General features: G+C 47.2%; 29 protein-coding genes. 3 read left to right on the forward strand and 26 right to left on the reverse strand.

The annotated features are described in order from the left end of the window. Positions 1 to 8 precede the first annotated feature (8 nt). Both C8D98_RS08015 and C8D98_RS08020 read right to left on the reverse strand, forming a co-directional pair. Positions 9 to 1292, reverse strand: coding sequence for an amidohydrolase family protein (locus C8D98_RS08015; protein ID WP_132873613.1), 1284 nt, complete (start codon positions 1290 to 1292; stop codon positions 9 to 11). Then, the gene (locus tag C8D98_RS08020; RefSeq protein WP_132873614.1) at positions 1289 to 1924 is read right to left on the reverse strand and encodes an HAD family hydrolase; all 636 of its coding nucleotides are present in this window, start codon (positions 1922 to 1924) and stop codon (positions 1289 to 1291) included. The genes C8D98_RS08015 and C8D98_RS08020 overlap by 4 nt, the downstream gene beginning before the upstream one ends. A 101-nt stretch (positions 1925 to 2025) precedes the next feature. Here C8D98_RS08020 and C8D98_RS08025 point away from each other — a divergent pair, with 101 nt between their 5' ends. Beyond that, on the forward strand, positions 2026 to 2484 hold the full coding sequence (locus C8D98_RS08025) for a YqaA family protein (protein ID WP_132873615.1): 459 nt from the start codon (positions 2026 to 2028) through the stop codon (positions 2482 to 2484). Here C8D98_RS08025 and C8D98_RS08030 read toward each other — a convergent pair. The 9 genes from C8D98_RS08030 to C8D98_RS08065 form a co-directional block, all read right to left on the reverse strand. Beyond that, a complete protein-coding gene (locus tag C8D98_RS08030; RefSeq protein ID WP_207891251.1) occupies positions 2474 to 3457 on the reverse strand; it encodes a TerC family protein in 984 nt (327 codons plus the stop codon). The two genes, C8D98_RS08025 and C8D98_RS08030, sit on opposite strands and share 11 nt — an antisense overlap. Before the next feature lie 295 nt (positions 3458 to 3752). Next, positions 3753 to 3989: a hypothetical protein gene (locus tag C8D98_RS08035; RefSeq protein WP_132873617.1), complete on the reverse strand. Its 237-nt coding sequence runs from the start codon at positions 3987 to 3989 to the stop codon at positions 3753 to 3755. Positions 3990 to 4924: 935 nt separating this feature from the next. Next, the gene (locus C8D98_RS13745; RefSeq protein WP_165871238.1) at positions 4925 to 5098 is read right to left on the reverse strand and encodes a hypothetical protein; all 174 of its coding nucleotides are present in this window, start codon (positions 5096 to 5098) and stop codon (positions 4925 to 4927) included. Between the two features lie 72 nt (positions 5099 to 5170). Then, the gene (locus tag C8D98_RS08040; protein WP_132873618.1) at positions 5171 to 5818 is read right to left on the reverse strand and encodes a hypothetical protein; all 648 of its coding nucleotides are present in this window, start codon (positions 5816 to 5818) and stop codon (positions 5171 to 5173) included. Positions 5819 to 6395: 577 nt separating this feature from the next. After that, complete coding sequence (locus tag C8D98_RS08045) at positions 6396 to 7184, reverse strand: ABC transporter substrate-binding protein (protein WP_165871239.1); 789 nt, start codon at positions 7182 to 7184, stop codon at positions 6396 to 6398. After that, entirely contained in the window at positions 7138 to 7863 is a 726-nt protein-coding gene (locus C8D98_RS08050) for an ABC transporter ATP-binding protein (protein ID WP_132873620.1), read from the reverse strand. The genes C8D98_RS08045 and C8D98_RS08050 overlap by 47 nt, the downstream gene beginning before the upstream one ends. Beyond that, positions 7856 to 8794, reverse strand: a complete 939-nt coding sequence (locus tag C8D98_RS08055; protein WP_132873621.1) for a FecCD family ABC transporter permease — start codon at positions 8792 to 8794, stop codon at positions 7856 to 7858. The genes C8D98_RS08050 and C8D98_RS08055 overlap by 8 nt, the downstream gene beginning before the upstream one ends. Then, complete coding sequence (locus tag C8D98_RS08060; protein ID WP_132873622.1) at positions 8791 to 9528, reverse strand: ABC transporter permease; 738 nt, start codon at positions 9526 to 9528, stop codon at positions 8791 to 8793. Before C8D98_RS08060 ends, C8D98_RS08055 begins: the two co-directional genes overlap by 4 nt. Beyond that, on the reverse strand, positions 9525 to 10364 hold the full coding sequence (locus C8D98_RS08065; protein ID WP_132873623.1) for an ABC transporter ATP-binding protein: 840 nt from the start codon (positions 10362 to 10364) through the stop codon (positions 9525 to 9527). Before C8D98_RS08065 ends, C8D98_RS08060 begins: the two co-directional genes overlap by 4 nt. Before the next feature lie 82 nt (positions 10365 to 10446). On the opposite strand from C8D98_RS08065, the gene C8D98_RS08070 reads away from it, so the two are divergent. Beyond that, a complete protein-coding gene (locus tag C8D98_RS08070; RefSeq protein WP_132873624.1) occupies positions 10447 to 10899 on the forward strand; it encodes a thioesterase family protein in 453 nt (150 codons plus the stop codon). Further along, positions 10899 to 11981 (forward strand): glycosyltransferase family 4 protein, encoded by a 1083-nt coding sequence (locus C8D98_RS08075; RefSeq protein ID WP_132873625.1) that lies wholly within the window; start codon positions 10899 to 10901, stop codon positions 11979 to 11981. Before C8D98_RS08070 ends, C8D98_RS08075 begins: the two co-directional genes overlap by 1 nt. Here C8D98_RS08075 and C8D98_RS08080 read toward each other — a convergent pair. From C8D98_RS08080 to C8D98_RS08150, 15 genes are read right to left on the reverse strand one after another with little or no spacing between them, the layout of a single operon-like run. Beyond that, complete coding sequence (locus tag C8D98_RS08080) at positions 11942 to 12427, reverse strand: dihydrofolate reductase (protein WP_132873626.1); 486 nt, start codon at positions 12425 to 12427, stop codon at positions 11942 to 11944. The genes C8D98_RS08075 and C8D98_RS08080 overlap by 40 nt on opposite strands. Next, positions 12424 to 13074, reverse strand: a complete 651-nt coding sequence (locus C8D98_RS08085) for a TIGR04283 family arsenosugar biosynthesis glycosyltransferase (RefSeq protein WP_132873627.1) — start codon at positions 13072 to 13074, stop codon at positions 12424 to 12426. Before C8D98_RS08085 ends, C8D98_RS08080 begins: the two co-directional genes overlap by 4 nt. After that, on the reverse strand, positions 13071 to 13742 hold the full coding sequence (locus tag C8D98_RS08090) for a TVP38/TMEM64 family protein (RefSeq protein WP_165871240.1): 672 nt from the start codon (positions 13740 to 13742) through the stop codon (positions 13071 to 13073). Before C8D98_RS08090 ends, C8D98_RS08085 begins: the two co-directional genes overlap by 4 nt. Next, positions 13735 to 14343 carry a TIGR04282 family arsenosugar biosynthesis glycosyltransferase gene (locus tag C8D98_RS08095; RefSeq protein WP_132873629.1) on the reverse strand — a complete coding sequence of 203 codons (609 nt, stop codon included), beginning with the start codon at positions 14341 to 14343 and terminating at the stop codon, positions 13735 to 13737. Before C8D98_RS08095 ends, C8D98_RS08090 begins: the two co-directional genes overlap by 8 nt. After that, entirely contained in the window at positions 14333 to 14929 is a 597-nt protein-coding gene (locus C8D98_RS08100) for a methyltransferase family protein (protein WP_243640939.1), read from the reverse strand. The genes C8D98_RS08095 and C8D98_RS08100 overlap by 11 nt, the downstream gene beginning before the upstream one ends. Further along, entirely contained in the window at positions 14926 to 17043 is a 2118-nt protein-coding gene (gene ptsP, locus C8D98_RS08105; RefSeq protein ID WP_132873630.1) for a phosphoenolpyruvate--protein phosphotransferase, read from the reverse strand. The genes C8D98_RS08100 and ptsP overlap by 4 nt, the downstream gene beginning before the upstream one ends. Positions 17044 to 17078: 35 nt before the next feature. After that, positions 17079 to 17870 (reverse strand): 1,4-dihydroxy-6-naphtoate synthase, encoded by a 792-nt coding sequence (locus tag C8D98_RS08110; protein ID WP_243640940.1) that lies wholly within the window; start codon positions 17868 to 17870, stop codon positions 17079 to 17081. After that, positions 17870 to 19438: an MlaD family protein gene (locus C8D98_RS08115; RefSeq protein WP_132873631.1), complete on the reverse strand. Its 1569-nt coding sequence runs from the start codon at positions 19436 to 19438 to the stop codon at positions 17870 to 17872. The genes C8D98_RS08110 and C8D98_RS08115 overlap by 1 nt, the downstream gene beginning before the upstream one ends. A gap of 13 nt (positions 19439 to 19451) precedes the next feature. Then, on the reverse strand, positions 19452 to 20207 hold the full coding sequence (locus C8D98_RS08120; protein ID WP_132873632.1) for an ABC transporter ATP-binding protein: 756 nt from the start codon (positions 20205 to 20207) through the stop codon (positions 19452 to 19454). A gap of 8 nt (positions 20208 to 20215) precedes the next feature. Beyond that, entirely contained in the window at positions 20216 to 20986 is a 771-nt protein-coding gene (locus C8D98_RS08125) for an MlaE family ABC transporter permease (RefSeq protein WP_132873633.1), read from the reverse strand. A gap of 8 nt (positions 20987 to 20994) precedes the next feature. Next, positions 20995 to 22083 (reverse strand): alanine racemase, encoded by a 1089-nt coding sequence (alr, locus tag C8D98_RS08130; RefSeq protein WP_132873634.1) that lies wholly within the window; start codon positions 22081 to 22083, stop codon positions 20995 to 20997. Further along, entirely contained in the window at positions 22070 to 23185 is a 1116-nt protein-coding gene (prfB, locus tag C8D98_RS08135) for a peptide chain release factor 2 (protein WP_132873635.1), read from the reverse strand. Before prfB ends, alr begins: the two co-directional genes overlap by 14 nt. A 6-nt stretch (positions 23186 to 23191) precedes the next feature. Continuing rightward, complete coding sequence (locus C8D98_RS08140; RefSeq protein ID WP_132873636.1) at positions 23192 to 24505, reverse strand: TldD/PmbA family protein; 1314 nt, start codon at positions 24503 to 24505, stop codon at positions 23192 to 23194. Continuing rightward, the gene (locus tag C8D98_RS08145; RefSeq protein ID WP_132873637.1) at positions 24502 to 24951 is read right to left on the reverse strand and encodes an N-acetyltransferase; all 450 of its coding nucleotides are present in this window, start codon (positions 24949 to 24951) and stop codon (positions 24502 to 24504) included. Before C8D98_RS08145 ends, C8D98_RS08140 begins: the two co-directional genes overlap by 4 nt. Then, entirely contained in the window at positions 24948 to 25343 is a 396-nt protein-coding gene (locus C8D98_RS08150; RefSeq protein ID WP_132873638.1) for a lipocalin/fatty acid-binding family protein, read from the reverse strand. The genes C8D98_RS08145 and C8D98_RS08150 overlap by 4 nt, the downstream gene beginning before the upstream one ends. Between the last annotated feature and the right edge of the window lie 175 nt (positions 25344 to 25518).

Consider the following 25518-nt stretch of genomic DNA (forward strand, 5'->3'; position numbering starts at 1 on the left):
CTCCTCTGTTAGCCTTTCTTTATCTTTTCCGCCCATGCCCGGGCGTTATATTTAATCTTCTCTTCGTCCACAGTCAGGATAACCCTGTCTTTCATCAGGCATTTACCGTTAACATACATGGCGGTGACATCGGAAGCCGATGCGGAATAGACCAGATGGGAAACGGGATTGAAAACGGGAGTGGTTTTCGGGCTGTCGAAGGAAACGGCGATGAAATCCGCCTTATTGCCTTTTTTCAGCTCGCCTGTGTTGTCGACGGCCAGAGCCTTTGCGCCGCAGGAGGTAGCCATGTGGAGCACAGTGTCCGCCGAAAGGGCGGTTGCGTCCTTTAGAACTCCTTTGTGCACCAGTGCCACACTGCGTGTTTCGTCAATCATATCAAGGTCGTTGTTGCTTGCGGCTCCATCGGTTCCGATGGTGACGTTAATTCCGGCATCCATCATTTTTTTGACGGGAGCAAAGCCGTTTGCCAGCTTCATATTGCTCTGAATGCAGTGTGCAACGCTGACCTTTTTCTCGCCCATCAGAGCTATCTCTTCATCGTTCAGCTGAACGCAGTGGGCAAAAATACTTTTGATATCAAAGGCTCCCACTTCATTCATTATCTGCACGGTGGTTTTGCCGTATTTTGCCACCGAATCGGCCGATTCGTGGTCTGCTTCCATCAGGTGTGTGTGCAGAACCAGCCCGTGTTTTGCGCAGAATTCGACGCATTTAGTGTAGTTCTCAGGGTTTACGGTGTATGGAGCATGGGGGCAGAGAGATACGCTTATCAGCTCATCCCCTTTATATTTCTCGCAAAGTTTTGATGCATTGGTGATGTAGTCGTCTGCATTGTTGCCGAATTTGGTGGGAAAATCCAGAACTCCGACACCGACAACACCTTTAAGGCCGCTTTTTCTGATGGATTCGGCTATAAAGTCCGATAAAAAATACATGTCGTTGGAAAGGGTTGTGCCGCTCTTAATCATCTCCACAGCCGCAAGATCGGTTGCAGCCTGAATGAACTCCGGAGACAGCCATTTGCCCTCGGCAGGCCAGATATGCTTCTGGAGCCATTCCATAAGCGGCAGATCGTCCGCCATCCCTCTGAAAAGACCCATGGGGAGGTGAGTATGGGTGTTCACCAGTCCGGGAAAGATTGCAGAGTTGGCAAATTTTTCTATTTTGAAATCATCGGAAGGGTGCTCGGCTATACCTGCGATGGTGTCGCCGTCTACCAGGAGATGGGTGTTTGTGTGTATCTTGTTGTTATACCAAACATAATCAGCATAGAAAGCAGTTCTCGTCACTTGATGCCCTCCAGAATGGTTATTATCTCTTCAGGACTGTTGACCGTAAAGTCAGGCTTGACCTCACTCACAGTACCATAGCCGAAAGCGCAAAAGCAAGTTTTTACCCCTGCATGAAAGCCGGATTCGATGTCTGTGTGGTTATCGCCAATCATTATGGTGCGGGATTTGTCTGCGCCGTAGTCGCTGACTATGTTCTCCACCGGAACAGGGGAGGGTTTTTTCTTGCCGAAACTGTCGCCCCCGTACCACTTGTCAAAGTATCTGTCGATGCCGTAATGCACGACAAGTTCGCCTGTTAATGATGCGATTTTATTAGAAAGGATAACGGTTTTAATGTCATTTTTAGACAGATAGTCAAATATTCTGTCATAACCGTCTATTACTTTGGTGTTTAATGTCATTCTTTCAGCATAAAGAGATCGGAAAAAGGTTTCCATCTCATCTTTGAAATTCTCTTCTCCGGCGGCACGGATAACCAGCTTGCGGATGCCGTCGCCGACGTAGCTTTTGGTTGTATCAATGGAAAATCTGGCCAGACCGAAATGCTTCATGGTTTCGTCGAGGCATTCATGTATATCCTGAAGTGTGTCGAGAATTGTGCCGTCCAGATCGAATATTGCAAGAATCATTAAATCCCCCGAAAATATAAATAATATTGGTATTTTGGGTTTTCAGTTATACGACTAATAAGATTGCTAGTCAATACACTAAGGCGATGGTATAAGAGTTTATGCATGAATGGCTGATGGAATACGGATATTTTTCAATGTTTCTGCTGGCGTTTCTGGCGTCAACCGCTCTGCCTCTGGCTTCGGAATGGCTGCTGGTTGCGCTTGTCTTAAAAGGGCTTAATCCCGTCATTCTGCTTTTCTGTGCCGTTTCCGGCAACTTTCTGGGCGCCTGTACAACCTATGCAATAGGCTATTACGGCAGCGACTTCGCCATCAAAAAAGTGCTTAAGATCAGTGATGAGGGCAGGGCAAAGGCCGAACGTATCTATAATAAATACGGGTCGGTATCTCTGCTTTTTTCGTGGATTCCGGTGGTGGGCGACCCTCTGTGCCTTGTGGGCGGTCTCCTGAAGATGAACTTTGCAAAATACGCCGTTCTGGTCTTCATAGGGAAACTCGCCCGTTATGCGGCAACAGTCTGGCTGGCTCTTAAAGGAGCCGAAGCCTTTATTCAATAGGTTCGTTCTTTGTTTTCACAAGAGAGAAGATAACTCCGGACGCAAGCAGAAAAAGTGTTATGCAGAGCGACTGGAGTGATGAAAAGTGGTACCATCCGAACACATCGCCGATGAATATCTTTGATCCGATAAACACCAGCACAAGTGAGAGTGTATATTTAAGGTAGTGGAAACGCTTTATCATGGCCGAGAGTGCAAAATAGAGTGCACGAAGACCGAGAATTGCGAAAATATTGCTGGTAAAAACAACGTAAGGGTCTGTTGTTATGGTGAAAACAGCAGGAACAGAATCCACGGCGAATATAACGTCTGCGATCTCCACCATAAGCAGGGCAACGAAGAGGGGAGTGCAAAAGAGCTGAAGTTTTCCGGTTGCCGGGTTCATCTGTCTCACAAAGAAATCGTGCCCATGGAGATTGTCGGTTATTCTGAGGTGATTGCGCAGAAATTTCAGCAGTGAATTGTCCACAAGGTCGCTGTCGTCGTCATCCTTTGAAAACATCATCTTGATTCCGGTGTAAACCAGAAACGCTGCGAAAATGTAGAGCACCCATTCGAAACGGGTAACAATGGCCGAACCGAGACCTATCATTATACCTCTGAGAATTATAACCCCGATGATACCCCAGAAGAGGACTCTGTGCTGATAGATTCTGGGCGTTTTGAAGTATGCGAATATCATGGCTATGACAAATATGTTGTCCATGGCCAGAGATTTTTCGACCACAAAGCCCGTCAGATAATTAAAACCGCTGTCTGCCCCGAATTTCCACCAAACCCAGACTCCGAACAGGAGACCTATGCCGATGTAGAAAGCGGACATCTTGAGGCTTTCTTTGACGCCGATCTCATGATCCTTTTTGTTGAACAGCCCAAGGTCAAGAATCAGCAGGAAAATGACCAGAGCGAAAAACACTATCCACGACCATACAGGTTTTGAAAGAACCTCTACGAACAGAAAATCTAAATTCACAATTTTACCCTCATAAAATAATAGGTTAGACAATCTAATCCATATGCGGTTCAAACGCAAATACATATTCTTGTGGTTTAATTTAACATAATATATCTTATAGGACGTTTTCGCTACCACCTTTTGCCTTGTAACCGCTTGCCCTGCGGCCTCCTCCCGCCGCCATCGTGGCGGCAGTCGTCCGCTTTTCTTGGGCTTCGCTGTTGGGTTGCATGCGCCGGGTTGTGCCGCCCGGCTCTTCCTGCTCGTTGCCCGGCGCAACGTGCCCGGGCTTCTACGAAGACCCGACCCGGAGTTATTCGTTTTCTCCGAATAACTCCCGGGCTATTCTTTTAGTGATATCTTCCCGGATAGCGGCAGTGAGCGTTCTTTCAGTATCGACTGCATTTTGAACCCTGAGCCTTAAATACTTTCTGGCTTTTTTCTCGTCCCCGTCAAAGTATTTAACGAGGATCTCCCATAAATACACCTCAAGTCTGAACGTGTACACACAGCCCTTGTATCTATTCGAGAATCTTTTGTAATCTTTCATGAGAAGACTATGCCACATATGACATATGCACGTCAATAGATCCTACAGTATTTCACGAATATTATTCAAATCAACAGGTAGTGATTATAGAAAACGTCAGTGGCCATTCTGTTTCGCCGGAGACAGTGCAGGCAGAGCGAGGCAACACAACCCGGCGCACCCCTGCCCCGCCAAGAAAAGCCACCGCACAGAAGCGAAGCCGAAGGAACGCCCGGCTGAAACCCTCGCCGGGTGCAACGAAGTGAAACGGAGTTTCAACGGGCTTCCGGCGGCAGAGCGGCGACAACACTTGTCGTTTCTCGGCCAGTCAATATTACGAATGGTTTATGTTGTTTTCCACATCCTCTTTAGATGGCCTGACACGTCAGGTATATTTCCCACTGTTCCGGAGGGAAGCAGGCCGGGAGGCGGGGCGAGGAACGAGCAGGCGCAACCCGGCCGAACTGAGCGGGGGCGCACGGGCGGGAGAGAGCGAAGCGAACGGGGGCGACCCCGCACCACAGCGACTAAAGCAAGTACAGAGGGGAAAGAGTGCATAGACGTGTCAGGAGTGCGGCAGGGCGACAAGCGCACGGGCGAACGCACGCCGGAAGGCGGCGAGGCGGCAAGCCGACCCACAGGGCGGCGTAGCCTCACAGCGAAGCCCGCAGGCCGCAGGCCGAGGAATGCGGAGCGGCCGAGCCGACAACGAAAGCGGGCGGCGCACCGGGAGCGAGAGAGCGGAGGCGGGAGGCTTTGCCCGAAGGCGGCGAGCGAAGACGAAGCCGACAAGGCAAAGCAAGCCGACTGCCGTAGCGGGTTCTTTTGACGTTCGACCGCAGATCTGCAGTTGGATCTGCAGAATGAAAAAAGCCCGAAAGATCTCTGCCAAGACCAAACGGGCTTTCGCCTTAGACTATTCAGTGTTGTAAAGTATACCACCTTTATTTATAAAATCAATCCTCATCGTTTGCGGCAGATAACCAGAACTCCCCCGATTCTTCCAGAGCTGAAAGCGTGTACAGTTCGTCCAGAAGAGAATCTATTGTCATGCTTGCCTGAATAGTAATCATCTCTCTGTCGATGCTCTCAAGGTTTGCTATGACCTCAGAATGTATAAACCCGGACATGTTACCACCTCCGCTTTCTGTAGAACAGAGCATACAAAATACTTATCAGTATATCTTTCAACATTTCGCACCTCACACATGTATAGATATGGCCTTGCGGCCGAGCTTTGCAAGTTCTGCGTAAAACTCTGTGTCATCTCCTCCGGTGATTGCCCGGAAGTCTCCATGTAGTAATGCCAGAGCTTTGTAAATCCGTTCTTTTGTCCTCTGCCCGGTGTGTTGCCCGGTTGTGGATGCCTTGTACTGTATCACTCCCCCGCCTATCTCCTCTTCCAGTCTGTCAGCAAGGAAACCTAACTCAACCGGGCGACACTCCCGAAGGTGTTTAATAATAAAGGCTATGCAGTTCTTGAAACTACGTTCTTTCAGGTTTTTAAGATAATCCTTCTGATACTCTGCTTCGATTCGGATAACGCCGGAGGCGTATTCCGGATCATATCTATGGCCAGTCATGTTGTCGGAGATCTCCCGGCTTTTGTCGTATCTCCGGACTGTCCACGAGTGAGAACGATTGAACAGGTATGAAGTCTCTGTACCGGTGTCACCTGAGAACTTGCCCGTCTTAGTCTTTGACTTTCCCCTGTAGTCTTCGTTTGTCAGCTCTTCAATGGAATCCCCTGTATAGTCTGCGAAAACGTCAACCCGACTGATTCTAGGGTTCTCGTATCTTTCAAACATATCTGAAAGGAATCCTGATACTTTTGGCCATACTTCTGACATGGTGCTCACCTCGGTGATGAACCAAAGAGAAAAGAACTCGATAACACAATAACCGTCTGAAATGCCAAGAGCATACTTTGCATTGCTGAACCATCTGAAACCATTTGACATTCCTTTAGGCTCTAGGCCTTCTAAATCTGTAGTACGAAACACATAATTTGAAACAGACACCTTTAATCTGTCAAACCCGTAATGAACAATCATCTGAATAGTCCTGAGTTCTACCCCCGTGTTACACATAGGGGGTGGATGGTTATGAGAGTGGACGGGCATGCCCGACAGATATCCAAGATATCTACCGCTCAGGCCTGCGGGTTGCTTACGCCCTCCGGGGCGTTCAGCCCGCTACGGGCGAGCAAGCCGCCCGCCTTCGCTGTTCTCTCGTGTTCAATCTGCATTGGCAGTGCAGACAGGTTTGAGGCGAAATCATCCTATAAGCCAGTTTATGCCAAATATGTGGAAAGCCACAGATATGGCATCTTTGACATAAACTAAGACCTCTTATAGGACGTTATATGCTGGTAAGGGAGGCAGGCCATGTGGCCTGAAATCCTTGATGTTCAAGGGTTTCCCTCTTTTATCTGTTTGAGCAGTGGTTGTTGAAGATATTATTGAGGAATCTGACGTTTTCGAATGCGTTTGTGTTGGCTCTGGAAAACTCGGTCTCGTCTACCCTGACATATTCCGCTTTCAGTGATCTGTATTCGTTTCTACTCTGCGGCGGCATTGGGTTTTTGTTCATGGGGCCAATCTGATATATATAGATGTCCGGCTTGCCTGTAATTACGGTCTCAATACCCGTCTTGAATACTTTTTTGCTTTCTTTGACAGACATATAGCCTCCGGCACGGGTGACTATATCGCTGACTATGCTGTCGGTTCCGGCGGACATGAGCGGTATCTGAGATACCTCAAAGAAGACGTTTATTCTGCATGCAGGTTTTTTCAGCCCGCTTATTTGCGTTTTAAGCGACTTTTCAACTGTGTCAGCTACTTCTGCCTTTCCGAACTCTTTTCCCAGGTCTCTGAGGGCAAGCAGAATCTCCGCCAGATTGCTTGGGTCGTAAATATAGGTTCTCACCCCTATTGCGGCCTTTATTTCATCTGTGAAATATTTTCCGCTGCCGGCAATGATGAGATCCGGCCTGAGGGACTTGATTATCTCTATGTTGGGCTTAAGATGCGAACCGACTTCCGCAGCCGCAGGAAAGCCTTCCAGATTCTTTGTCACGCCGACTATCTTGCTCTCTGCGCCAAGTTTATGGATGATATCTCCGGCCGCAGGAGCCAGAATTACGACTCTTTCGGCTGAAAAAGCGTTAAATGACAAAAGAATAAGCGTTATTATAAGGAGAAACCTTGACATTATAGACCTCTTCGATGATCTGCGGGGTGACTTCTTTGTTTGATACATCATACAGTATCCGGCCGTCTTTCATGAAAATGAGCCGCTTGAAATATCTTATAGCCAGATTGACATCATGCATTGATGCAATTACGGTTTTCATCGTATCTTCAATGATATTCATGATCTCAAGCGAATGCCGGATGTCCAGCATGCTGACAGGTTCGTCCAGAAAAAGATAAGGAGTCTCCTGGTTGAAAGCTCTCGCCAGAAGCACCCGCCGTTTTTCGCCTCCGGACAGCTCGTCGAGACGTTTGTCCTTATAGCGGACTATGTCGAAAAGAGTAAGTTTTTCAATGGTTTTCTCATCATCTTTTCGGGAGTAGTTGCCACCGCACATACGGAATCTGCCCATGCGGACAACTTCGAAAACGGTGAACGGGAATGCCACGTCCGGATTCTGGCTGAAAAGAGCGAAAATATTAGCCCGTTCCTCGGTGTTCAGGGTTTTCAGCGGTCTGTCCATGTAGCTGACATTTATCTCAGAATCCAGAAGTCCACAGCTGTAGTTTATAAAAGTGCTTTTGCCACAGCCGTTTTCGCCGAGTATTGCAACTTTTTCATGGTTTTTGATTGATAACTCGTTTATATCAAGCGCAAAATCAGGTCTTTTGTAGTATATTTTGCCGTATTTAATCATGCCACATCTCCGAGCGTCGTTTCACGAGGATGTAAAAGAAGAACACGCCTCCTATGACCGCAGTCACTATTCCGACAGGCAGTTCAGCTCCGGAAGATATTGCCGAGCGTGCGAAGGTGTCCGCCGCCAGCAGAAGAAATCCGCCGAATATCATTGAATAATAAAGGTTTGTGCGCATATCCGGACGGAAGATGCTGCGGGCTATGTGGGGAACGATAAGTCCCACAAAACCTATCAGCCCGCTGTAGCTAACTGCCACTGAAACAAGGATGGTTGCCGTGATGAACGCCCCCGCCCTCTCCTGCTTAATGCTAACTCCTGCGGTTCTGGCCGTGCTGTCATCAAAGATAAGCATGTCAAGCACAGGAGCTCTCTTGTTCAGATAGATGAATGCTCCCGTAAGAACGCAGAAAACTATTGCCAGTTCAGTATAATTTATGAAGTTGAACCCGCCCATCAGCCAGAAGACCACGGACGAGAGCGATTCGTCGAAGTAGAATTTTATGAACCCCATTATGGCTGATGCAACTATATTGACTATCACTCCGCAGAGGATCATGGTCACAGCTCCCTTAGCGCCTCCGGAAAGCTTGTAGACTATGAAAAGCCCCAGAATCCCTGTGATAAAAGCGAACGGCGGTACATATACCGGAGAGAAACCCGCTGCAATGGCAAAAACAGCCCCCAGAGCAGATGATGATGCCGCTCCGGTGGTGAAGCTGTCTGCAAGAGGATTTCTCAGCACAAGCTGATATACCGAGCCTGACAGCCCGAGCATTGCCCCCACCATGAACGAGAAGACCGCTCTGGGCAGGCGCAGGTTAAGGATGATGTCGGAATTGGCTTTATCAAACAGGTCGATGTTCGCCGAACCGAAGAATAGCGATGCCGCAACGGCAATCAGAGCGAACAGCAGCCATAAATATCTCATGGTTCCATTTCCCTCACAATGTGCAGGCACAGCCAGAAGAATCCTCCGGCGATGAGTGCGGAAACACCGAAATTCAGCAGATAGTCAATTTCAGTTCCGATAACAGAACCTCTTATGAGCGACGTTGTGTAGGTCAGCGGGAAGATATGCGCTATATATTTGATAACAGAGGGCATTTTTTCCACAGGAAAGAAGGTGCCCGAAAGGAATGTCATAGGTGTGATTATAAAAGCGTTCACTGCGAACTGATCGCCGTGGTTCTTAACCTTTAATGCGACCATAATTCCCAGTATTGAGAAGATGATAAGATGTATAAGCAGAGACGGCACAAGCATCAGTGACGGAATATGCTTCATTCCTGCTATATAGCCGTAGGTCAGGACGATCATGACGGGGATAAGCCCTTTTATGATACCGTAAATAACCTCTCCCGCAATGATCTCCCATCTGGCCACAGGAGCCAGAAGGTATTCATCGAAGGTTTTGAAATAGAAGCGTGATATGTTGATATCGCTGGATATTCCGTAGCTCTGGTTCATGCTGGTCATGGCCACAAGACCGGGGATAAGGAAATCTATGTAACCTGTTTCACCCACAGAAGAATTTCTGCCTATGCCATACCCGAACGCAAGGAGGAACAGCAGGGGCGAAACTGAGGACGCAAGGATATTTCTGTATATCCGGCTCTTTAAAACCCTCATCTCACGATAGAAAATACCCTTTATGCCGTTCATGCGTCCATCCTTCTGCCGGTTATCCTGAGATACACGTCTTCAAGGGTCACCTCACGGATGCGGGCTTCGGCTGTTATGTTTTCCAGAGTTTGCAGAGCTTCCTGTCTGGTGTCGAAATACATGGTTTCGATGTCACTTTCCTTATATATATCAAGAGCAAACCGACCTACGGATTCTTTCAGTTCTCCGGTTTTGCCCTCTGCGGCAATTTTTCCGTTATCAATGATCACCACATGGTCGGAGAGCATCTCCGCCTCTTCAATGTAGTGGGTGGTCATTATCACCGTACAGCCGTGGGTCTTGTTTATAGACCTGATAAAGCTCCATAAAGTTCTGCGGACACTGGCATCAAGCCCTGTCGTAGGCTCGTCCAGAAACAGAACTTTAGGCTTGTGCATCAGCGCACGGGCTATGACCAGACGTCTTTTCATGCCGCCGGACAGTTTTTCGGCCTCTTTTGTGCGGTGGGCTTCCAGTCCCGAAAAGGTAACTGCCTCGTCGACAGCGGCTTTTATGTCTTTAATGCCGAAGAGTTTCGCATGGACAATGAGATTCTGCTCAACCGTGAGGTCACGGTCGACGTTATTATGCTGTGGAACGACCCCTATGGTCTTTTTTATCTCTATATCCTTGTTGTCAAACTCTTTTCCATTATAAAATATTTTGCCGGAGGTGGGTTGTGAAAGTCCTGTCAGCATATTGACCGTGGTGGTCTTCCCTGCTCCGTTCGGGCCCAGGAGCGCTACGGATTCACCCTCTGCGATGGACAGAGATATGCCGTCCACTGCGGCTTTTTTATCGAATTTTTTTACAAGGTCAACGGTTTCAATAAGCATTTGCGCTCCTGACGGTAAAAACCTATTGTATAAGAGTGATGGATATTTGACAAGAACAGTCTTTTGAAAGTAAGATGGCGCTATGAACACAAAGATCTATGAATGCATGAAAGAAGTTTTTGAAACCAACACCCCTTTCAGCAACTTTCTGGGGGTGAAAGTGCTTCTGGATGATGCTCAGAATCCCTATCTGAGGCTTGATATGCAGCCCCACTGCATCGGCAACTATATGCAGAGCATTCTCCACGGCGGGGTAATATCCAGCCTGCTTGACATTATGGGTGCCATTGTCGCCGTAGAGGGTGTCATAAGCCGGATGGCAGACGAGCCGAAAGAGAATATCATGAAGAAGTTCGAGAAACTCGGAACCATAGACATGAGGGTGGACTACCTCCGCCCCGGAAGAGGCACGTTTTTCATAGCCACAGGTGAGGCCATGCGTACGGGTAATAAGGTCTCTGTGGTCAGAACCAAGCTTAAAAACAACGAAAATACTCTTATTGCTGCCGGAACAGGCACATATATGGTCGGCTGATGAAAATACTTCATATTGACACAGGAAAAGAATGGAGAGGCGGACAGAGGCAGGTTCAGTTCCTGCACGAAGGGCTTCTGGAGTGCGGTTTCGAATCGATTCTGGTCTGTAACGCAGACGGACAGTTTCCTAAAAAAGGGTTCCCTGCAACAGTTGCCCTGAAGTTTAAAGGCGAAGCCGACATCAGCTTCATAAGTGGCCTTAAAGCTATCATACGCAAAGAAAAACCTGATATAATACACACCCACGATGCCCATTCGCTCACCCCTGCTGTGTTTGCGAAGCTTATGACAGGCGGTTTTAAGCTCATAAACACCAGACGTGTGGCTTTTTCCATAAACAAGGGATATTTCAGCAGAAAAAAATACAACAATTCTCAGGTGGACAGGATTGCGGCCATCTCTCAGGCTGTTAAAGACGCACTCATCGGTGACGGCATACCTGCGGCCAAGATAAGTCTGGTTCACAGCGGAGTCAGATTTCCGAAAAGCATCAACTACCGGATGCGCAGCGAGTTAAGGGAGAAATACGGCCTTCAGGGCAGATTTGTGATAGGAAACGTCGCAAACATATCGCCTATGAAAGGCCACCAGACGCTGATAGACGCCTTTGTAAAGTTCAGGGCGGAGGCGGAAGATGCTGTCCTTGTGCTTGTGGGCGGCGGGCCTCAGGCTGATGAAATGAAAGCCTATGCGCAGGCAACTCCTTATGCGGACAGTATTATTTTTACAGGACACACGGATGATGTGTACGAACACATGGCACTTTTCGATATATTCTGCATGCCCTCTCTCTCGGAGGGGCTTTGCACGTCCATCATCGATGCAATGTTCATGATGCTTCCCGTGATCGCTTCCGACACGGGCGGGATACCTGAGCTTGTAAAGCCCGGTTTCAACGGTATTCTTGTACCTGTCAAGGATGCTGAAGCGCTTTCAGAGAGCCTGAACGAGCTTTATGACGATTCAGAAATGCTGAAAAAATACTCCAACAACGGATTTCATACGGCGTTGAAGTTTTCTGAAACGGCGATGGTGTCAGCCTATATCAGGCTGTATGAGGAACTTTGCCGACGGGTGTAGTGAACCATTGTGAAGTCGTCGTAATATGCTTTATCCGCTTCGTGCCACTCTGAAAAATCTATTTCGGGAAAATAGCTGTCACCTTTGTGGCTGCCGTTGATCCATGAGATAAGCATGTGTGACACTATATTTATCACCTGACCGTAAACCTCTGCCCCGCCAATGAAAAACAGCTTTTTATCAGACAGCTCCCCTATTCTCACAGCTTCCAGAATTGATCCGCAGACTGTAACCCCTTCAACCGGTGTGTGAGACAGGACTATATTCTCCCTTTCCGGCAGCGGCTTTCCGATGGATTCATAGGTTTTTCTTCCCATGACGACTATATTTCCTGTGGTTATCTTCCTGAACATCTTAAGATCCTGAGGAATATGCCATGGCATTTTTCCATCGGAACCGATAACTCTGTCCTTTGTCATTGCGGCTATCAGATAAAGTTCTTTCATCTTCCGTCACCGTAATATCTTTTAAGCTCGTCAGGATGGGTTCCTGTGAGATATCTGATTGTTATCAGCCAATTTCTGATGGTTGTATGCATAACTCCCTCTTTCTCCCATCGTCTTGCGGAGGTTTTTACCCTATCTTTTATCAAAGCGAACCGTAATCCGGCTCTTTTGGCATCCTGCATCAGTCTGAAATCTTCAAACAGCGGATAGTCTTCATAGCCTTTGAAGTGCTCTTTTTTCATGAAAATGGCCTGATCGCCGTATGGAATGCGTGTTATCCGTGTCCGCAGGTTCACAAGAGCCTCTATAATACGATATATAGGCCTTTTGTTGTCAATTCCCAGGGAGAATGCTCCGTAGTCGGCATTTTTCAGAGCGTTTTCAATTAATGAGTGCCAGTTTTCGGGTAAAACTGTGTCAGCATGGAGAAACAGCAGAACGTCTCCGGTTGCATATTTTGCACCAGAGTTCATTTGTGCGCTTCTGCCCTGTTTTGATGTGATTTTGATGATATTTTGAGCTGTTATTGCGTCATTAGTAGCATTATTGCAATCTGATACTATTATTTCGTGGGCAGAAATCCGGTTTATCGTTTCATCGATGGTATTTTGCTCGTTAAAGACCGGAATTATGACCGAAATTTTCACTTTTTTGACCTGATTTTATTATAAATGACGGGGAGCAATGCAAGAGCGCCGAACAGCACAAGAACAATGAGCATCTTTTGTGAGAAGATATCTCCAGGAGAATTTATCTCACTTAACCTGCTGCCTGCCAGAAATATTACAAATCCTGCCGGAAACATACCTGCGGCTGTTGTCCAGAGGAAGGTTCTGAATGGTATTTTTGTCAGCCCTGCCAATATGTTGATTAGAAAAAACGGAAAAATCGGGATCAGTCTGAGTGTCAGCATATAGAGATGGCCGTTTGCGGAAAGTTCCTTGTTGAAATAGTCCAGCTGAACGGCATATTTGCTCTGGATATAGCCGCCGAACAGGTATCTCGACATAAAAAACGCCGCAGACGCTCCTGCTGTGGATGCGCATATCGCCATGGGCAGACCTGCCGCAACACCGAAAACATAACCTCCGAAGAGACTCAGAACGATTGCTCCCGGCAGAGCAAAGGCTGTGAAAACGAAATATCCCGCCAGATACATCAGGACTGATGCGGCATAGTGCCCGTGCACATAGTATTTCAGCTCGTCAGCATGGGTTTTAAGATAATCGAATGTGATGATGTCTGCGTAAGGGCTGTTTCTGAGCAGAATTATGCAGAAAACGACCATTATCAGAAGTACAGATTTTTTAAGCATAGCCGGCTCCGAAAGCTTTGAGGTCTTCCTCTGTGTCGATGTCTGCAAGAGTTTGAAGCAGCTGACAGCTTTTTCCTGCATCACCAAGACGTTTCAGTGAGATTTCCAGTACCGAGTCTGTGCTCCATATCATATTGGTAAATATTGAATATTCTTTTGATTCCGCAGACATGCCCACAAGGTAGTAACCGCCGTCTTTCGCTTTTCCGAAAACAGCATCAGAACTGTCAAGTTCTGCCAATCCGTTTTCAATTATATTTTTATTCAGCAATGGTATATCACTGCCCGCTATGACGCATTTCTGAAATCCGCCTTTAAATGCATATTCCATGGCGCTTTTCATCCTTTCACCGAGGTCTGAGCTTTTCTGGGGGATGAAATCGTATTTTCCGAGCCATTTTTCAAACTCAAGCCTCATTTCGAACGGTTCAATTGCCAGAAAAAGGGCGTATTTATCGCTCTTACAGTTTTTGACGGTGGTTTCAGCGAGCTTTTTGTAGATTTCGGCGGCTTTTTCCATGCCTATCCGGCTGCCAAGACGGGTTTTCACCCTTCCTGCTTCAGGATATTTCAGGAAAACTATGCATGCGTTATTTTGCATTTTTCGCCCCGAAACGGGGTATCAGAGCCGGAACCCTCTTTTTGTAGTCCACATATTCCTGTCCGAACTCTTCAATGAGTTTTCGCTCCTCGTTCTTATATCCCAGAATAAAATAAGCCGTCAGAATCAGGTTTATGATAAGATCGGTGCGGTTCATAGGTCTTGACCAGATGATGAGCAGTGCCGCTGTGTAGTAAGGGTGTCTGACAACGGCTAAGGCACCTTCGGTTTTGAGTTTTTTCGGCTGAACGGGCAGTTTTTCACCTCTGAGGTGAGCCTTTATCTGTGAAATCCCTAAGAAAAACATGTTATCGTATGACTTTGCCGCAATAATGCCGAACCCTATTCCGTAAAAAGTTATCATCCATAGAATTATCCGGGAAATGAACATGGGCGTGAAAAATGGTTTATGGTCTATTCCCGAATAGATGAACCCTACAGGTATCAGAAGGATAAGCGATTGGCAGACATAAAAAAATCTGAACCACCAGTTGTCGTAGAGCCTGCCCATGAGTTTTTTTTCGGCCAGAAGGCTATGCAGAAGGCAATATAGTATCAGATAGATAGAAAGATGTAATTCTGTCAAGTATTTATTACCGTATTAAGAAGATGGTGCTTAAGCTCGCTTATTGCATATGGGCTGACGCTGAAGTCTCTGTAGCCTATTTCAATAAGTTTTACGAGGATCTCCGGGTCGGCCGCCATTTCGCCGCATATTTCCACCGGAGTGTTTATGCTCTTCGCACGTTCGAGAATACGGCGCAGAAGGCTCAGGAATGCCGGATTATCGAGCTTGTAAAGTGAACTGACCATGGGGTTGCCCCTGTCCAGAGCGAAGAAATACTGGAACATGTCGTTTGTTCCGATGCTGAAGAATGAACATTCACCCTCCATCTGCTCTATCTGATAGATAACAGACGGGATTTCCAGCATAACGCCGAAATCAGGCAGAGGGAGCTCAAGCTCTGCGGCTATCTCTTTTGCTCTGTTCTTTACCTTGAAAAACTCTTCAACGTCCGCAATGAACGGAACCAGAATCTTTATATTAGGGTATGTTTTATGCAGTGTTATAAGTGCTTTGAGCTGATCGTCCAGCATGTGTTTATAGTCTGTGAGCAGAAGCCTTACGCCTCTGTTGCCCAGAGCGGGGTTGTCCTCATCCGCTTCATATGCGGACTTTTTGTCCGAACCGATATCAAGCAGGCGGAACACCACATGCTTGTCGGTGAACGCCCTCATTATCTCTCTGTAAATCTCTATCTGGTTTTCTATCGTGAACGGAACATCCTGACGCAGATAGAAAATTTCCGTGCGCACCAGCCCTATTCCCTCTGCGCAGAACTGGCCTGCCTTTTCAGAATCAAGGACGCTGGAAATGTTTGCATAGAAATGCACCATTGAGCCGTCTTTCAGCGGCACAAGCTGACATGCAATATCCCTTCCTTCCGGCTGGGTATGCTTGGCGGTCATTTTTGTTTTATATTTTTCAATGGTTTCCTGCGACGGGTTGAAGATGACCACGCCATCGTAGCCGTCGACGATTACAGATTGAGCCGACTCAAGTTTATGATGAATATTGGTTATTCCGGTAACAGCTGGAATCTTCCGGCTTTTTGCCAGAATTGCCGTGTGACTGGTTACGCCGTCCTTCTCCGTCACAAACCCGCTCACCCTTTCAAGGTCAAGGGTTGCAGTTTCTCCCGGTGTCAGCCTGTTGGCAAAAATCACACTGTTATCAGTGAGATTGGTCTCCTTGCTGACTGCTCCCAGATGCTCCAGAAGCCTTGTGGCTATATCCTCTATATCCTGCGCACGTTCTTTCAGGTAGGTGTCGTTTATGGAGCGGAATCTGCGGATATATTTATCAGCAACGTGGCGGACGCTGAAAGAAGCACTTTTTCTGCGCTCGGCTATGTGGGTTTCTATATCTCTTTTGAAGGAAATGTCGTTCAGCATCATCAGGTGGGTTTCAAATATGCCTGACGCAATCTCCTGACTGCTGACTTCCATTTTGTTTATCAGTTCTTTAAGGTCGTTTGTGGTTTTTTCGACTGCATTCTTGAATTCGATCAGTTCCTCTTCAGGAGATATGTTGTCGTGTGTCTTTTCAACCAGCTTCGAGAGAACCATGACAGGTTCACCCATGGCTATGCCGCTTGATAGCGGGATACCCTTTTCAGTCCGTTCGGAATAGTCCAGTTTTTCAGATTCGTCCTGCTGAAAGAGATAATGGCGCAGAACGAGTCCCGAAACCTGCGCCGCAACTGCCGTCAGCAGTTTCTGCAGGGTGTCGGTGTTGATTTTGTTTTTGCGGAACTGGAATACCAGAACTCCGAATTCGTGTTCCCTGCTTTTAAGCGGAACTCCGATAAATGTCTGATAAGGTTCTTCGTTTATGCCGGGAAAGTAATGGAATTTTTCGTGGTTTTTTGCATTTCTGATGAAGGTGTACCTGTTTTCAGAGAATGTAAGCCCTGTCAGACCTTCATCAAAACCGAGGGAAATGCTGCCGACTGCGTTCTCGCTGAGGCCTTCTGTGGCCGCAAGTGCCAGTCTTCTGCCGTTTTTGAGATAGATTGAGCAGACGTCACTGCCGATGGCATCCTTAACATATGCCGCAATGTTGGACAGAGTTGTGTTCGTGTCGTCAGAGTTAAGGATTATATCGCTGATGCCGAGAAGCAGTTCAATCTTTTTCATAGTATATGTTTAGCAGATTCTTTTTCAGTCCGCAATCAAACAAATACAGACCTGTCCGCTCCTAAAAAGGAGCATAAACCGTCGATGGCAGGTTCAACGTCCTTTGAATATTTGTTAACGTACAGTTGTATATGATTTTTTACGACGGAGTCATCCAACTCCTGAGCGTGGAATCTGACAAAATCCTCTATTTTTTCATAATTTTCGTCTGCAAACCTGATGGATTTCCTGATGGTCTCAGTTATCTCGGCGGCATACTCCAGAAGCTCATTGCGGATTATTATGGCGCCAAGAGGTATGGGGGAGCTGAATTTTTTCTCGTACAGTTCGCCGAGATCGCAGAGTTTCTTAAGCCCCTGCTGTTCATAGATAAATCTGCCTTCGTGGATTATAACCCCTGCGGCCACCTGTTTTGCGGCTATTGCAGGCATAATGAGGTCGAAGCGGAGTTCGACAAACTCAAAATCCTCTCCGAAGAACATTTTGAAAAACCTGAATGCGCTGGTATTTACGCCTGGAATGGCTATCTTATTGCCACGGAGAGATTCAACAGGCACATCTTCCGCAGAGACCACAAGGGGGCCGCAGCCGAATCCGAGTGCGCCGCCGGCCTTCAACACCTTATATCTGTCCATAACATGGGGCACAACGCCGTATGACACTTTTATAAAGTCCGCCCTGCCATCAATGGCAAGTTTGTTGAGCACCTGAACATCGTCCATATAAACGTCCAGATCGAATCTGTGTTCAACCAGTCCCTTTATCATGGCTCCGAAGATGTAAGTATCGTTGGGGCATGTAGAAATGCCCAGTTTCAGCTTTATCATCAGTTAGGAAGCGGCACTTTGCCGAGCAGATATTTCAGGTCGTCGTCACGGAACTGAACGCCGCCGCCCACAAACCATGACTTATCGTCTTTGTTGAGGAAGTTGTCGTAACCTGCCTGCATGAAAAGGTTTTTATAGAATACATATTTAGCCGTTGCCTTTGCGTGGGCTTTTCTGTCTTCGTCTTTGTTGGGGAAGTCGAACAGGTCGGCAGAGAGCACCAGCTTATCCTCATCCTTCAAAGGGTGATAGTCGATACCCACTCCCGCCTCGGACTCTTTCAGACCCACACGGAAGAAGTAGTTGTCCCAGAATCTGTTGGCATACATAGCTGTGAATGTCATAGCACCGGGTGTGCGTTTTTTGGTGACAGTGTTTCTTACATAGTCACCATCAGTACCGCCATCTTCTCCGTTAGGGTATGTTACAACTTCATTTGTGATAGTCTTTTTCTCCAGACCATCAGGATGGCTGGAAAGTCCAAGAAGGTAGTATCTCTCTTTGCTAGGTGTTATCTTTATTGTTGCGTGGCCTTTGCCTTCGTCTGTCTGGCCGTATCTTTCTGCGAAGAAAGCAAGGTCTACCTTGAACTCGTTAAGCTTGCCCAGAGTGTCTTTCAGACCCACAAGAGCACCGTTCAGGTTGTCCACTGTGGTTTCATCGTTAACCAGTTTGCCTATGGTTCCTTTGCCTTCGTTTATCTTGCCTGAGATTCCGTTTATGTTGTCCACAGTCTTCTCAAGCTTCTCTGTGACCCTGTTCATAGTTTTGATGGTATTGGAGATATCGTCTTTGTTGCCGCTGACTATCTCGTTAACGTCACCTGTTATGTTTGAAAGGTTTTTTGCAATGGCCGGAGTCTCGGCTCTCATGTCCTTTGTGATGGCGTTTATGTTAGCGATTATCTGGTTTATGTTCTGTGCGTTTGCAGTTGTGACATCGGCAAGCTGTTCTGTCAGCCTGTCAACGTTGTACATTATTGCATTAACACGGTTTTCGTTGTTTTTGACTATAGAGTTCACCGCATCAGTGATGTCTCTGATGTTTGAAATGGTTGTGGCCATGTTGTCCTGTGCTTCGTTGGTCGCAAGGACTTTGCGGAGCGAGGATGTGATAGCTTTAATGTCGTCCGCAATATCGCCTATCTTGTTGCTGAGCTGGTCGAAATCAGTTCCTGCGGATTCGGAGGCTATTGTTGCTCCGTTTGAAATGACTCCTTCCGCTTTGCCGCCTGCAACTTTCAGTTCGGCATATTTCTCACCCAGAAATCCTTTCGAGCGTACAGCAAGCACAAGGTTTGAAGGCAGTGTATACTGAGGATCGAGAAGCATGTCTACAACGGCCTTTCCGTTCTCCAGAGTGATATCCTTCACCTTGCCTACTTCAACGCCGCTGAAAATAACTCCTGCGTCCTTAGTCAGGCCGGAAGCGTCATCGACAATGGCTTTAATGTGCACGCCGCTGCTTTTGGTGAAAGAAAAATCCACCAGTTTCATCGACATGGCACCTATAAGCAGCAGACAGCCCACCACAAATAATCCTACTTTAGCCTCAAGTCCCATTTTCATAAAACAATCTCCGCTACATTATTTTGATCGGCCCTTCTTTTGAAGCGGAGAAGAACTGCTTCACATAAGGGTTATCAGTGGTTTTGAAAACTTCTGTCGGGCCGTAAAGCACGACCTTTCCGTCATAGAGCATAGCGATGTAGTCCGCAATTTTCAGCGTACTCTCTATGTCGTGGGAGATAACAACTGAGGTTATTCCCAGTTGTTTCTGAGTATCGTTTATCAGGTTGTCCACCACATCGCACATGATGGGGTCAAGACCTGTAGTCGGTTCATCGTAAAGCATTATTTCCGGCTCAAGGGCTATTGCACGGGCAAGCCCCACCCTCTTTTTCATACCGCCTGAAAGTTCGGAGGGGAGTTTCTTTTCAACGTCCCTCAAGCCCACCAGACGGAGCTTTTCAGCAACGATTTTGTCAATCTCCTCTTTTGGCAGTTTGGTATGCTCAACAAGGGGGAAAGCCACGTTCTCGTATACGTTCATAGAGTCGAACAGTGCGGCGTTCTGAAAAAGTATACCGAATTTTTTGCGCATCTGCACAAGCTCGTTCTGGCTCATAACGGTGATATCCTGACCGTTCACCAGAACCTTTCCTCTGGTCGGCGGCATAAGCCCGCATATTTGCTTTAGCAGGACGGATTTACCCGTTCCGGAAGGACCTATTATGTATGTTATGGCTCCCTTGACTATCTTAAAGTCGATGCCTTTGTGGATCTTGTGGGAGCCGAAACTTTTATGCAGGTCGATACATTCTATTGCGTATTCCATTTTCCACCCTAGAACATAAACGCTGTAAGTATATAGTCAAAAACAAGAATAAGCACGCAGGCCATAACCACTGATTCCGTTGTTGCCCTGCCGACCCCTTCCGCTCCGCCACGGGTCATAAATCCTTTGTAGCATCCCACCAGAGTAACTATGGCTCCGAAAACAACGGATTTGATCATCCCGTTCATGAAGTCATCAAACTCTATGTAAGTGTACATATAATCAAGATAAAGCGTTTTGTTTATTCCAAGAACTTTTATGCTAACCAAGTAGCCGCCTATTACACCGCAAAGAACTGTTATTGCGTTCAGCATAGGCATGACGATTATTCCGGCGAGAATCCTCGGTACGAAAAGGTAGTGTACGGGATCAACCGCCATAGCGTTCAGCGCATCGACCTGTTCCGTGACCTTCATTGTGCCTATCTCGGCTGTAATGGCCGAGCCTGCACGGGCGGCGACCATAATGGCCGAAAGCACCGGTCCCAGTTCTCTGGCCATTGCAAGGGCAACAACTGTGCCCACAAGCTGTTCCGCACCGAATTTATGGAAGCCGATATAACTCTGAAACGCAAACACCATCCCCGTAAAGCTTCCTGTCAGGATTATTACGGACATGGAATTTACGCCGATGAACTCCATCTGCTTGATGAGGAGTTTTGTGCGGAAAGGTTTCTTAAACATAAGTTTAATCGTAGTGTAAAACAAAAGGGCCATATGCCCCGAAACCTCAACAACACTTACAAGCGGTCTTCCGAAAAAACTGAAAAATTTATCCATTCAGCCCCTTAGCCAAGATATATTCTCGGTATCCTGTCAGAAATGCCGCAAAGCATTTCATATGATATGGTTCCTGCCCAGTCCGCCCACATGTCGGCGGTGATGTTTTCGCCCAGAATTTCGACGTGCATCTCTGAGTTGGTGTCAACCCCTGAAAGGTCTATCATGGTCATATCCATGCACACAGAGCCCACCACAGGGCATTTGACGCCGTTAACAAGCATGTGGCTGACGTTTGAAAAACTGCGCTGATAACCGTCGGCATAGCCAATTGGAACAACGCCGTATGTCATATCTGCCTGAGCGAAGAACCGCCTGTTATAGCTTATCGATTCGCCCTTTCTTATCTGTTTGACATGAACAACTTTCGAATGGATGCTCATGACTTTTCTGAGTGTAACATTATTTTCACCGTAAAGGTAGCCGTAAAGCATTAAACCCGGTCTGACCAGTGAAAATTTATTGTTAAATCCGGAAACGCCCGAAGAGTTGAAAAGGCTGGTGTTGCAGGTGATTCCGTTGTTAACGATATATGTGTCGAAAATACGGATTTGTTCGTTAGAGTAATCCACATCCGAATCCGACGACGACAGGTGACTCATCACATGGATGGGTCTGAGATTTTCATATTTCGCAAGAAAATCGCTGAAAGGCATTTCCGGCGAAAAGCCGAGCCTGTTCATCCCTGTGTCAATCTTGACAGACACATAGGCTGTGCGGTTCATTTTGCCGAGAAACCTGTTGAATGCGGAGGCGAACTTTTCGTCCACCATGGTGAGCACAAGGTTGTACTCGAGCACATCGTCAAAAAAATCGCCGTCAACGTATCCCAGAATGAAAATCATAGGCTCCGAGCCGAGATATTCACGCAGGATCATCCCCTCAAGGATAGTGGCTACGCCGAATTTTTTAACCCTGTGCTTTTCATAAGCGTATGCGGCGAGTTTCATCGCCCCGTGTCCGTAGCCGTCGGCTTTAACGATGGCTATAATGTCCGTTCCGGCCTTCTCTCTGGCCTGTTCAATGTTGTGTCCGAATGCCTTAAGGTCGATTTCGGCGTAAGTTGGTCTTAGTGATTTAATCTTAGTCTTTGTCATACTCAATCCCTGCGTTATGTAACAGATACGCACGGATGAAAGCATCGAGGTTTCCGTCCATCACAGAGTCCACATTGCCTGTTTCGTGGCGGGTACGCAGGTCTTTCACCATTTTGTATGGGTGCATAACATATGATCTGATCTGGTTGCCCCAGCCGATATCGGTCTTGGTGCTTTCCAGTTTCTGTTTCTCTTCATTCTTTTTTTCCAGTTCATATTCATAGAGTCTGGATTTAAGGATCTTCATGGCGTGAGCCTTGTTCTTGTGCTGGCTGCGTTCGGACTGACATGTGACCACGATTCCTGTGGGAGCGTGGGTGATCCGTACGGCGGAGTCTGTTGTGTTGATGTGCTGTCCGCCTGCTCCGCCCGCACGATAGGTGTCTATCTGCAGGTCGGATTCGCTTATCTCGATTTCGATGTCATCCTCTATCTCAGGCATAACGAAGACAGCCGCAAATGACGTGTGCCTTCTGTTTGCGGAGTCGAAGGGGGATATGCGCACAAGTCTGTGAACGCCTGTCTCGCCTTTCAGGTAGCCGTAGCAGAATGCGCCTTTTATGTTGATGACGGCGTTTTTGATTCCCGCTTCGTCACCCTCCATGTAGTCCATTATCTCGTATTTGTATCCTCTGGTCTCTGCAAAGCGGATATACATGCGATAGAGCATGGATGCCCAGTCGCTGGCCTCTGTTCCGCCTGCTCCTGAGTTGATGGTTATGATTGCGTTGTTGGAGTCGTTGGGGCCGCTGAGAACAAGCTGAAGCTCGAACTCACGGACTTTCTTGCCGAACGCCTTAACTGCGTCCTCAACATCGGAATCAAGCCCCTCCTCGCCCTCTTTTATAAGCTCGAAAAGAACCTCAGTATCATCTTTCAATGTCAGAAGCTCTTCCCATGATTCAAGTTTTTTCTTAAGCACAGACTGTTCTTTCAGAACGAGCTTGGACTCTTTCTTGGTCCAGAACTCAGGATCGTTCATGGACATTTCATCTATCTTTGCTATCTTCTTTCTGAGTTCGTCCTCGTTCATGGCAGTTGCGAAGCTTGCAACCTCTTTGTTCAGTTTTTCCGCTTCGCTTACAAGTTCGTCGATCATCATATAAGTTTATTCTCCGCTGACAGTCATTTTATCGAAAAGTGCCGAGGATGCCGTTATGCCCCCGAATGTTCTGTGGTCTTCAAAAACGCCCACAAGGCTTTTAAGCAGGTCTTTCAGGTTGCCGGAAAGCACAGCCTCACGGAAAGGATGAACCGTTCTGCCGTTTTTTATGAGAAGTCCGGATATGCCTACGGAAAAATCACCGCTGACGGTGTCTGCCGTGTGCATTCCCATGACATCGGTGACTTTAACATATTCATTCATAAATTCATAAGGCATTTTGTCGGTGCTGGCTTTCAGAATAAGGTTTGAGGCACCTATTCCCATGCTGCCGCCCCTGCCCGCTCTGGCGTGTGCGGTGTTGCGCATTCCCAGTGCCGATGAGGTGTAGCTGTTGTGCATGAAGGTGTCCAGAACGCCCTCTGTGAATATGGGTGTTATGCCTGTGCGCAGTCCCTCATCGTCAAAGTTGCAGGATCCTGTGCCGCCCTTCATGTGCGGGTCGTCAAACAGGGTGAACGCTTCCGATGCGGCGTTTTTTCCCAGACTGTCGCCCAGAACGCTTATGTTCTTGTACACGTTGTCGGCGTTTACCAGCTCAAGGATTATGCTGAGGAAATCCGCAGTTACGTTAGGAGCGAAAAGCACTCCGTATTTTCCGGTCTTCAGTCTTTTTCCGCCCAGAAGAGCACATGCGGCGATTGAAGCATCCTCTGCCGCCCTGATGTGTTCAAGGTGGTTCAGCGAACAGCTGTCGGAATATCCCGCCCCGTCCTGCTCGCCTTTGTGGGATGCCACAAGGTATGTGTATGAAGAATAGTATGTTTTCTCGGAATAAAGATCATCCGTGAACGGCGTGATTATTCGGGTGGATTCTTTCACCGCAGATATAACCGACTGGTTCACCGTTTTAACGCGGATGTCGGAAGCCAGCGCAGTTTCAACCGCCTCCAGAGCCATTTCGGCCATGCGGCCTGTGGTGAGTGATTCGAACCCGCCGTCATTCTGAATAAAGTTATCAACGTCTTCCGGTTTAAACGGCCTGATGTGGTCGTCCTTCGGCATGACGTTTATAACAGTTTCATGGTTTTTGAGAAAATTATCAACCGTTTCGGCATTTAAACCGTCGGCGCTCATTGAAACGACCCTTCCGTCTCTGAATGCACGGATAACCATGCCCGATTCCGAGCCTATATCGATGCTTTCAACGGTTTTGCCGTTTAAAAGGACAGATTTTGAAACAGATTCGGAAGCGGTCACCGTGATGTTTTCGTATGTATCCCGATACCTCTCCAGAACCCTTTTTATATCATTACTCATAACTTCCGTTTCATTGCAATTTCGTCGCAGTCGGGAAACTTAGCACATTTAAGGCAGTCCGACCATATCTTTTTCGGGAGATTCTCTTTTTCTATCTCGGTGAAGCCGAGTTTTCCGAAAAATCCTGGCTGATAGGTCAAAAGGAACGCATCGGTGATGCCCACTTCTCTGGCCATCTGCATTGCGCTTTCTACAACAGCCGTCCCGATTCCCTTCTTGGTGCTGAACTGGCTGACAGCAACAGAGCGGATCTCCGCCAGATTCTCCCATGTGGGGTGCATTGCGCAGCAGCCGAGGATCTCTCCACCCTCGTCCCATACAACGAACTCAAGAATCTTTTCGTATATTTCGTTTATGCTCACAGGGAGCATAAGCCCCACCTTTGCGTGGGTGTTCACAAGTTCCTGAATATTCTTGGCATCAGCCATCACGGCTTTTCTTATCATTTTATGGTTTCCTTGATGAACAGTCTGTATATTCTCACAGCGGTATCTTTATCGGGTATAAGCTCTATGTTCTTCTTAGCGTTGATAGACATTTTAATGCTTTCGGCATTGAACGGTTCAATTCGCACATAGATTGCGGATGTGGCGGTTTTCGCCTCAATTTTTCCGTCGGCAATGCTGGAAACGTTTATCTTTGCATCCTCTTTGTTCAGAATGCCGATCATGACCTCAAACGCCTGCTCTTTGGACATAACGAAAGTGTCGGTCATTGTGTCGTTGGTGGTTGAGTAAACAGCGCCGCCGGCGGCACCTGCGAATATCAGAGGGGCGGGAAAACAGCCCCACATAAAGGCCGAAACCGCAAGAGCAAGAACTAATTTATGAAATGTCATGGCTACCTCTCAAATTCTTTATTTATTGAATACTTTATAGAACTGACAGATTTTTTTCAAGAAAATTCATTGACAATTCAAAATGCGGGAGGCTATTATCTCAAGGGTGAATGATGAGAGAGCGAATTAACATTTTACACACACATTTGTAATTGGCAGGCCTTTTAGCCGCATG

The sequence above is a fragment of the Seleniivibrio woodruffii genome (assembly GCF_004339245.1).
In the GTDB taxonomy this organism is placed as follows: domain Bacteria; phylum Chrysiogenota; class Deferribacteres; order Deferribacterales; family Geovibrionaceae; genus Seleniivibrio; species Seleniivibrio woodruffii.

Bases quoted from the DNA above. Each gene is read 5' to 3' on its own strand.
- C8D98_RS08020 (WP_132873614.1), bottom strand. From the start codon at position 1,924: ATGATTCTTGCAATATTCGATCTGGACGGCACAATTCTCGACACACTT.
- C8D98_RS08025 (WP_132873615.1), top strand. From the start codon at position 2,026: ATGCATGAATGGCTGATGGAATACGGATATTTTTCAATGTTTCTGCTG.
- C8D98_RS08035 (WP_132873617.1), bottom strand. From the start codon at position 3,989: ATGAAAGATTACAAAAGATTCTCGAATAGATACAAGGGCTGTGTGTAC.
- C8D98_RS13745 (WP_165871238.1), bottom strand. From the start codon at position 5,098: ATGTCCGGGTTTATACATTCTGAGGTCATAGCAAACCTTGAGAGCATC.
- C8D98_RS08040 (WP_132873618.1), bottom strand. From the start codon at position 5,818: ATGTCAGAAGTATGGCCAAAAGTATCAGGATTCCTTTCAGATATGTTT.
- C8D98_RS08045 (WP_165871239.1), bottom strand. From the start codon at position 7,184: ATGTCAAGGTTTCTCCTTATAATAACGCTTATTCTTTTGTCATTTAAC.
- C8D98_RS08050 (WP_132873620.1), bottom strand. From the start codon at position 7,863: ATGATTAAATACGGCAAAATATACTACAAAAGACCTGATTTTGCGCTT.
- C8D98_RS08055 (WP_132873621.1), bottom strand. From the start codon at position 8,794: ATGAGATATTTATGGCTGCTGTTCGCTCTGATTGCCGTTGCGGCATCG.
- C8D98_RS08060 (WP_132873622.1), bottom strand. From the start codon at position 9,528: ATGAACGGCATAAAGGGTATTTTCTATCGTGAGATGAGGGTTTTAAAG.
- C8D98_RS08065 (WP_132873623.1), bottom strand. From the start codon at position 10,364: ATGCTTATTGAAACCGTTGACCTTGTAAAAAAATTCGATAAAAAAGCC.
- C8D98_RS08070 (WP_132873624.1), top strand. From the start codon at position 10,447: ATGAACACAAAGATCTATGAATGCATGAAAGAAGTTTTTGAAACCAAC.
- C8D98_RS08075 (WP_132873625.1), top strand. From the start codon at position 10,899: ATGAAAATACTTCATATTGACACAGGAAAAGAATGGAGAGGCGGACAG.
- C8D98_RS08080 (WP_132873626.1), bottom strand. From the start codon at position 12,427: ATGAAAGAACTTTATCTGATAGCCGCAATGACAAAGGACAGAGTTATC.
- C8D98_RS08090 (WP_165871240.1), bottom strand. From the start codon at position 13,742: ATGCTTAAAAAATCTGTACTTCTGATAATGGTCGTTTTCTGCATAATT.
- C8D98_RS08095 (WP_132873629.1), bottom strand. From the start codon at position 14,343: ATGCAAAATAACGCATGCATAGTTTTCCTGAAATATCCTGAAGCAGGA.
- ptsP (WP_132873630.1), bottom strand. From the start codon at position 17,043: ATGAAAAAGATTGAACTGCTTCTCGGCATCAGCGATATAATCCTTAAC.
- C8D98_RS08110 (WP_243640940.1), bottom strand. From the start codon at position 17,870: ATGATAAAGCTGAAACTGGGCATTTCTACATGCCCCAACGATACTTAC.
- C8D98_RS08115 (WP_132873631.1), bottom strand. From the start codon at position 19,438: ATGAAAATGGGACTTGAGGCTAAAGTAGGATTATTTGTGGTGGGCTGT.
- C8D98_RS08120 (WP_132873632.1), bottom strand. From the start codon at position 20,207: ATGGAATACGCAATAGAATGTATCGACCTGCATAAAAGTTTCGGCTCC.
- C8D98_RS08125 (WP_132873633.1), bottom strand. From the start codon at position 20,986: ATGGATAAATTTTTCAGTTTTTTCGGAAGACCGCTTGTAAGTGTTGTT.
- alr (WP_132873634.1), bottom strand. From the start codon at position 22,083: ATGACAAAGACTAAGATTAAATCACTAAGACCAACTTACGCCGAAATC.
- prfB (WP_132873635.1), bottom strand. From the start codon at position 23,185: ATGATGATCGACGAACTTGTAAGCGAAGCGGAAAAACTGAACAAAGAG.
- C8D98_RS08140 (WP_132873636.1), bottom strand. From the start codon at position 24,505: ATGAGTAATGATATAAAAAGGGTTCTGGAGAGGTATCGGGATACATAC.
- C8D98_RS08145 (WP_132873637.1), bottom strand. From the start codon at position 24,951: ATGATAAGAAAAGCCGTGATGGCTGATGCCAAGAATATTCAGGAACTT.
- C8D98_RS08150 (WP_132873638.1), bottom strand. From the start codon at position 25,343: ATGACATTTCATAAATTAGTTCTTGCTCTTGCGGTTTCGGCCTTTATG.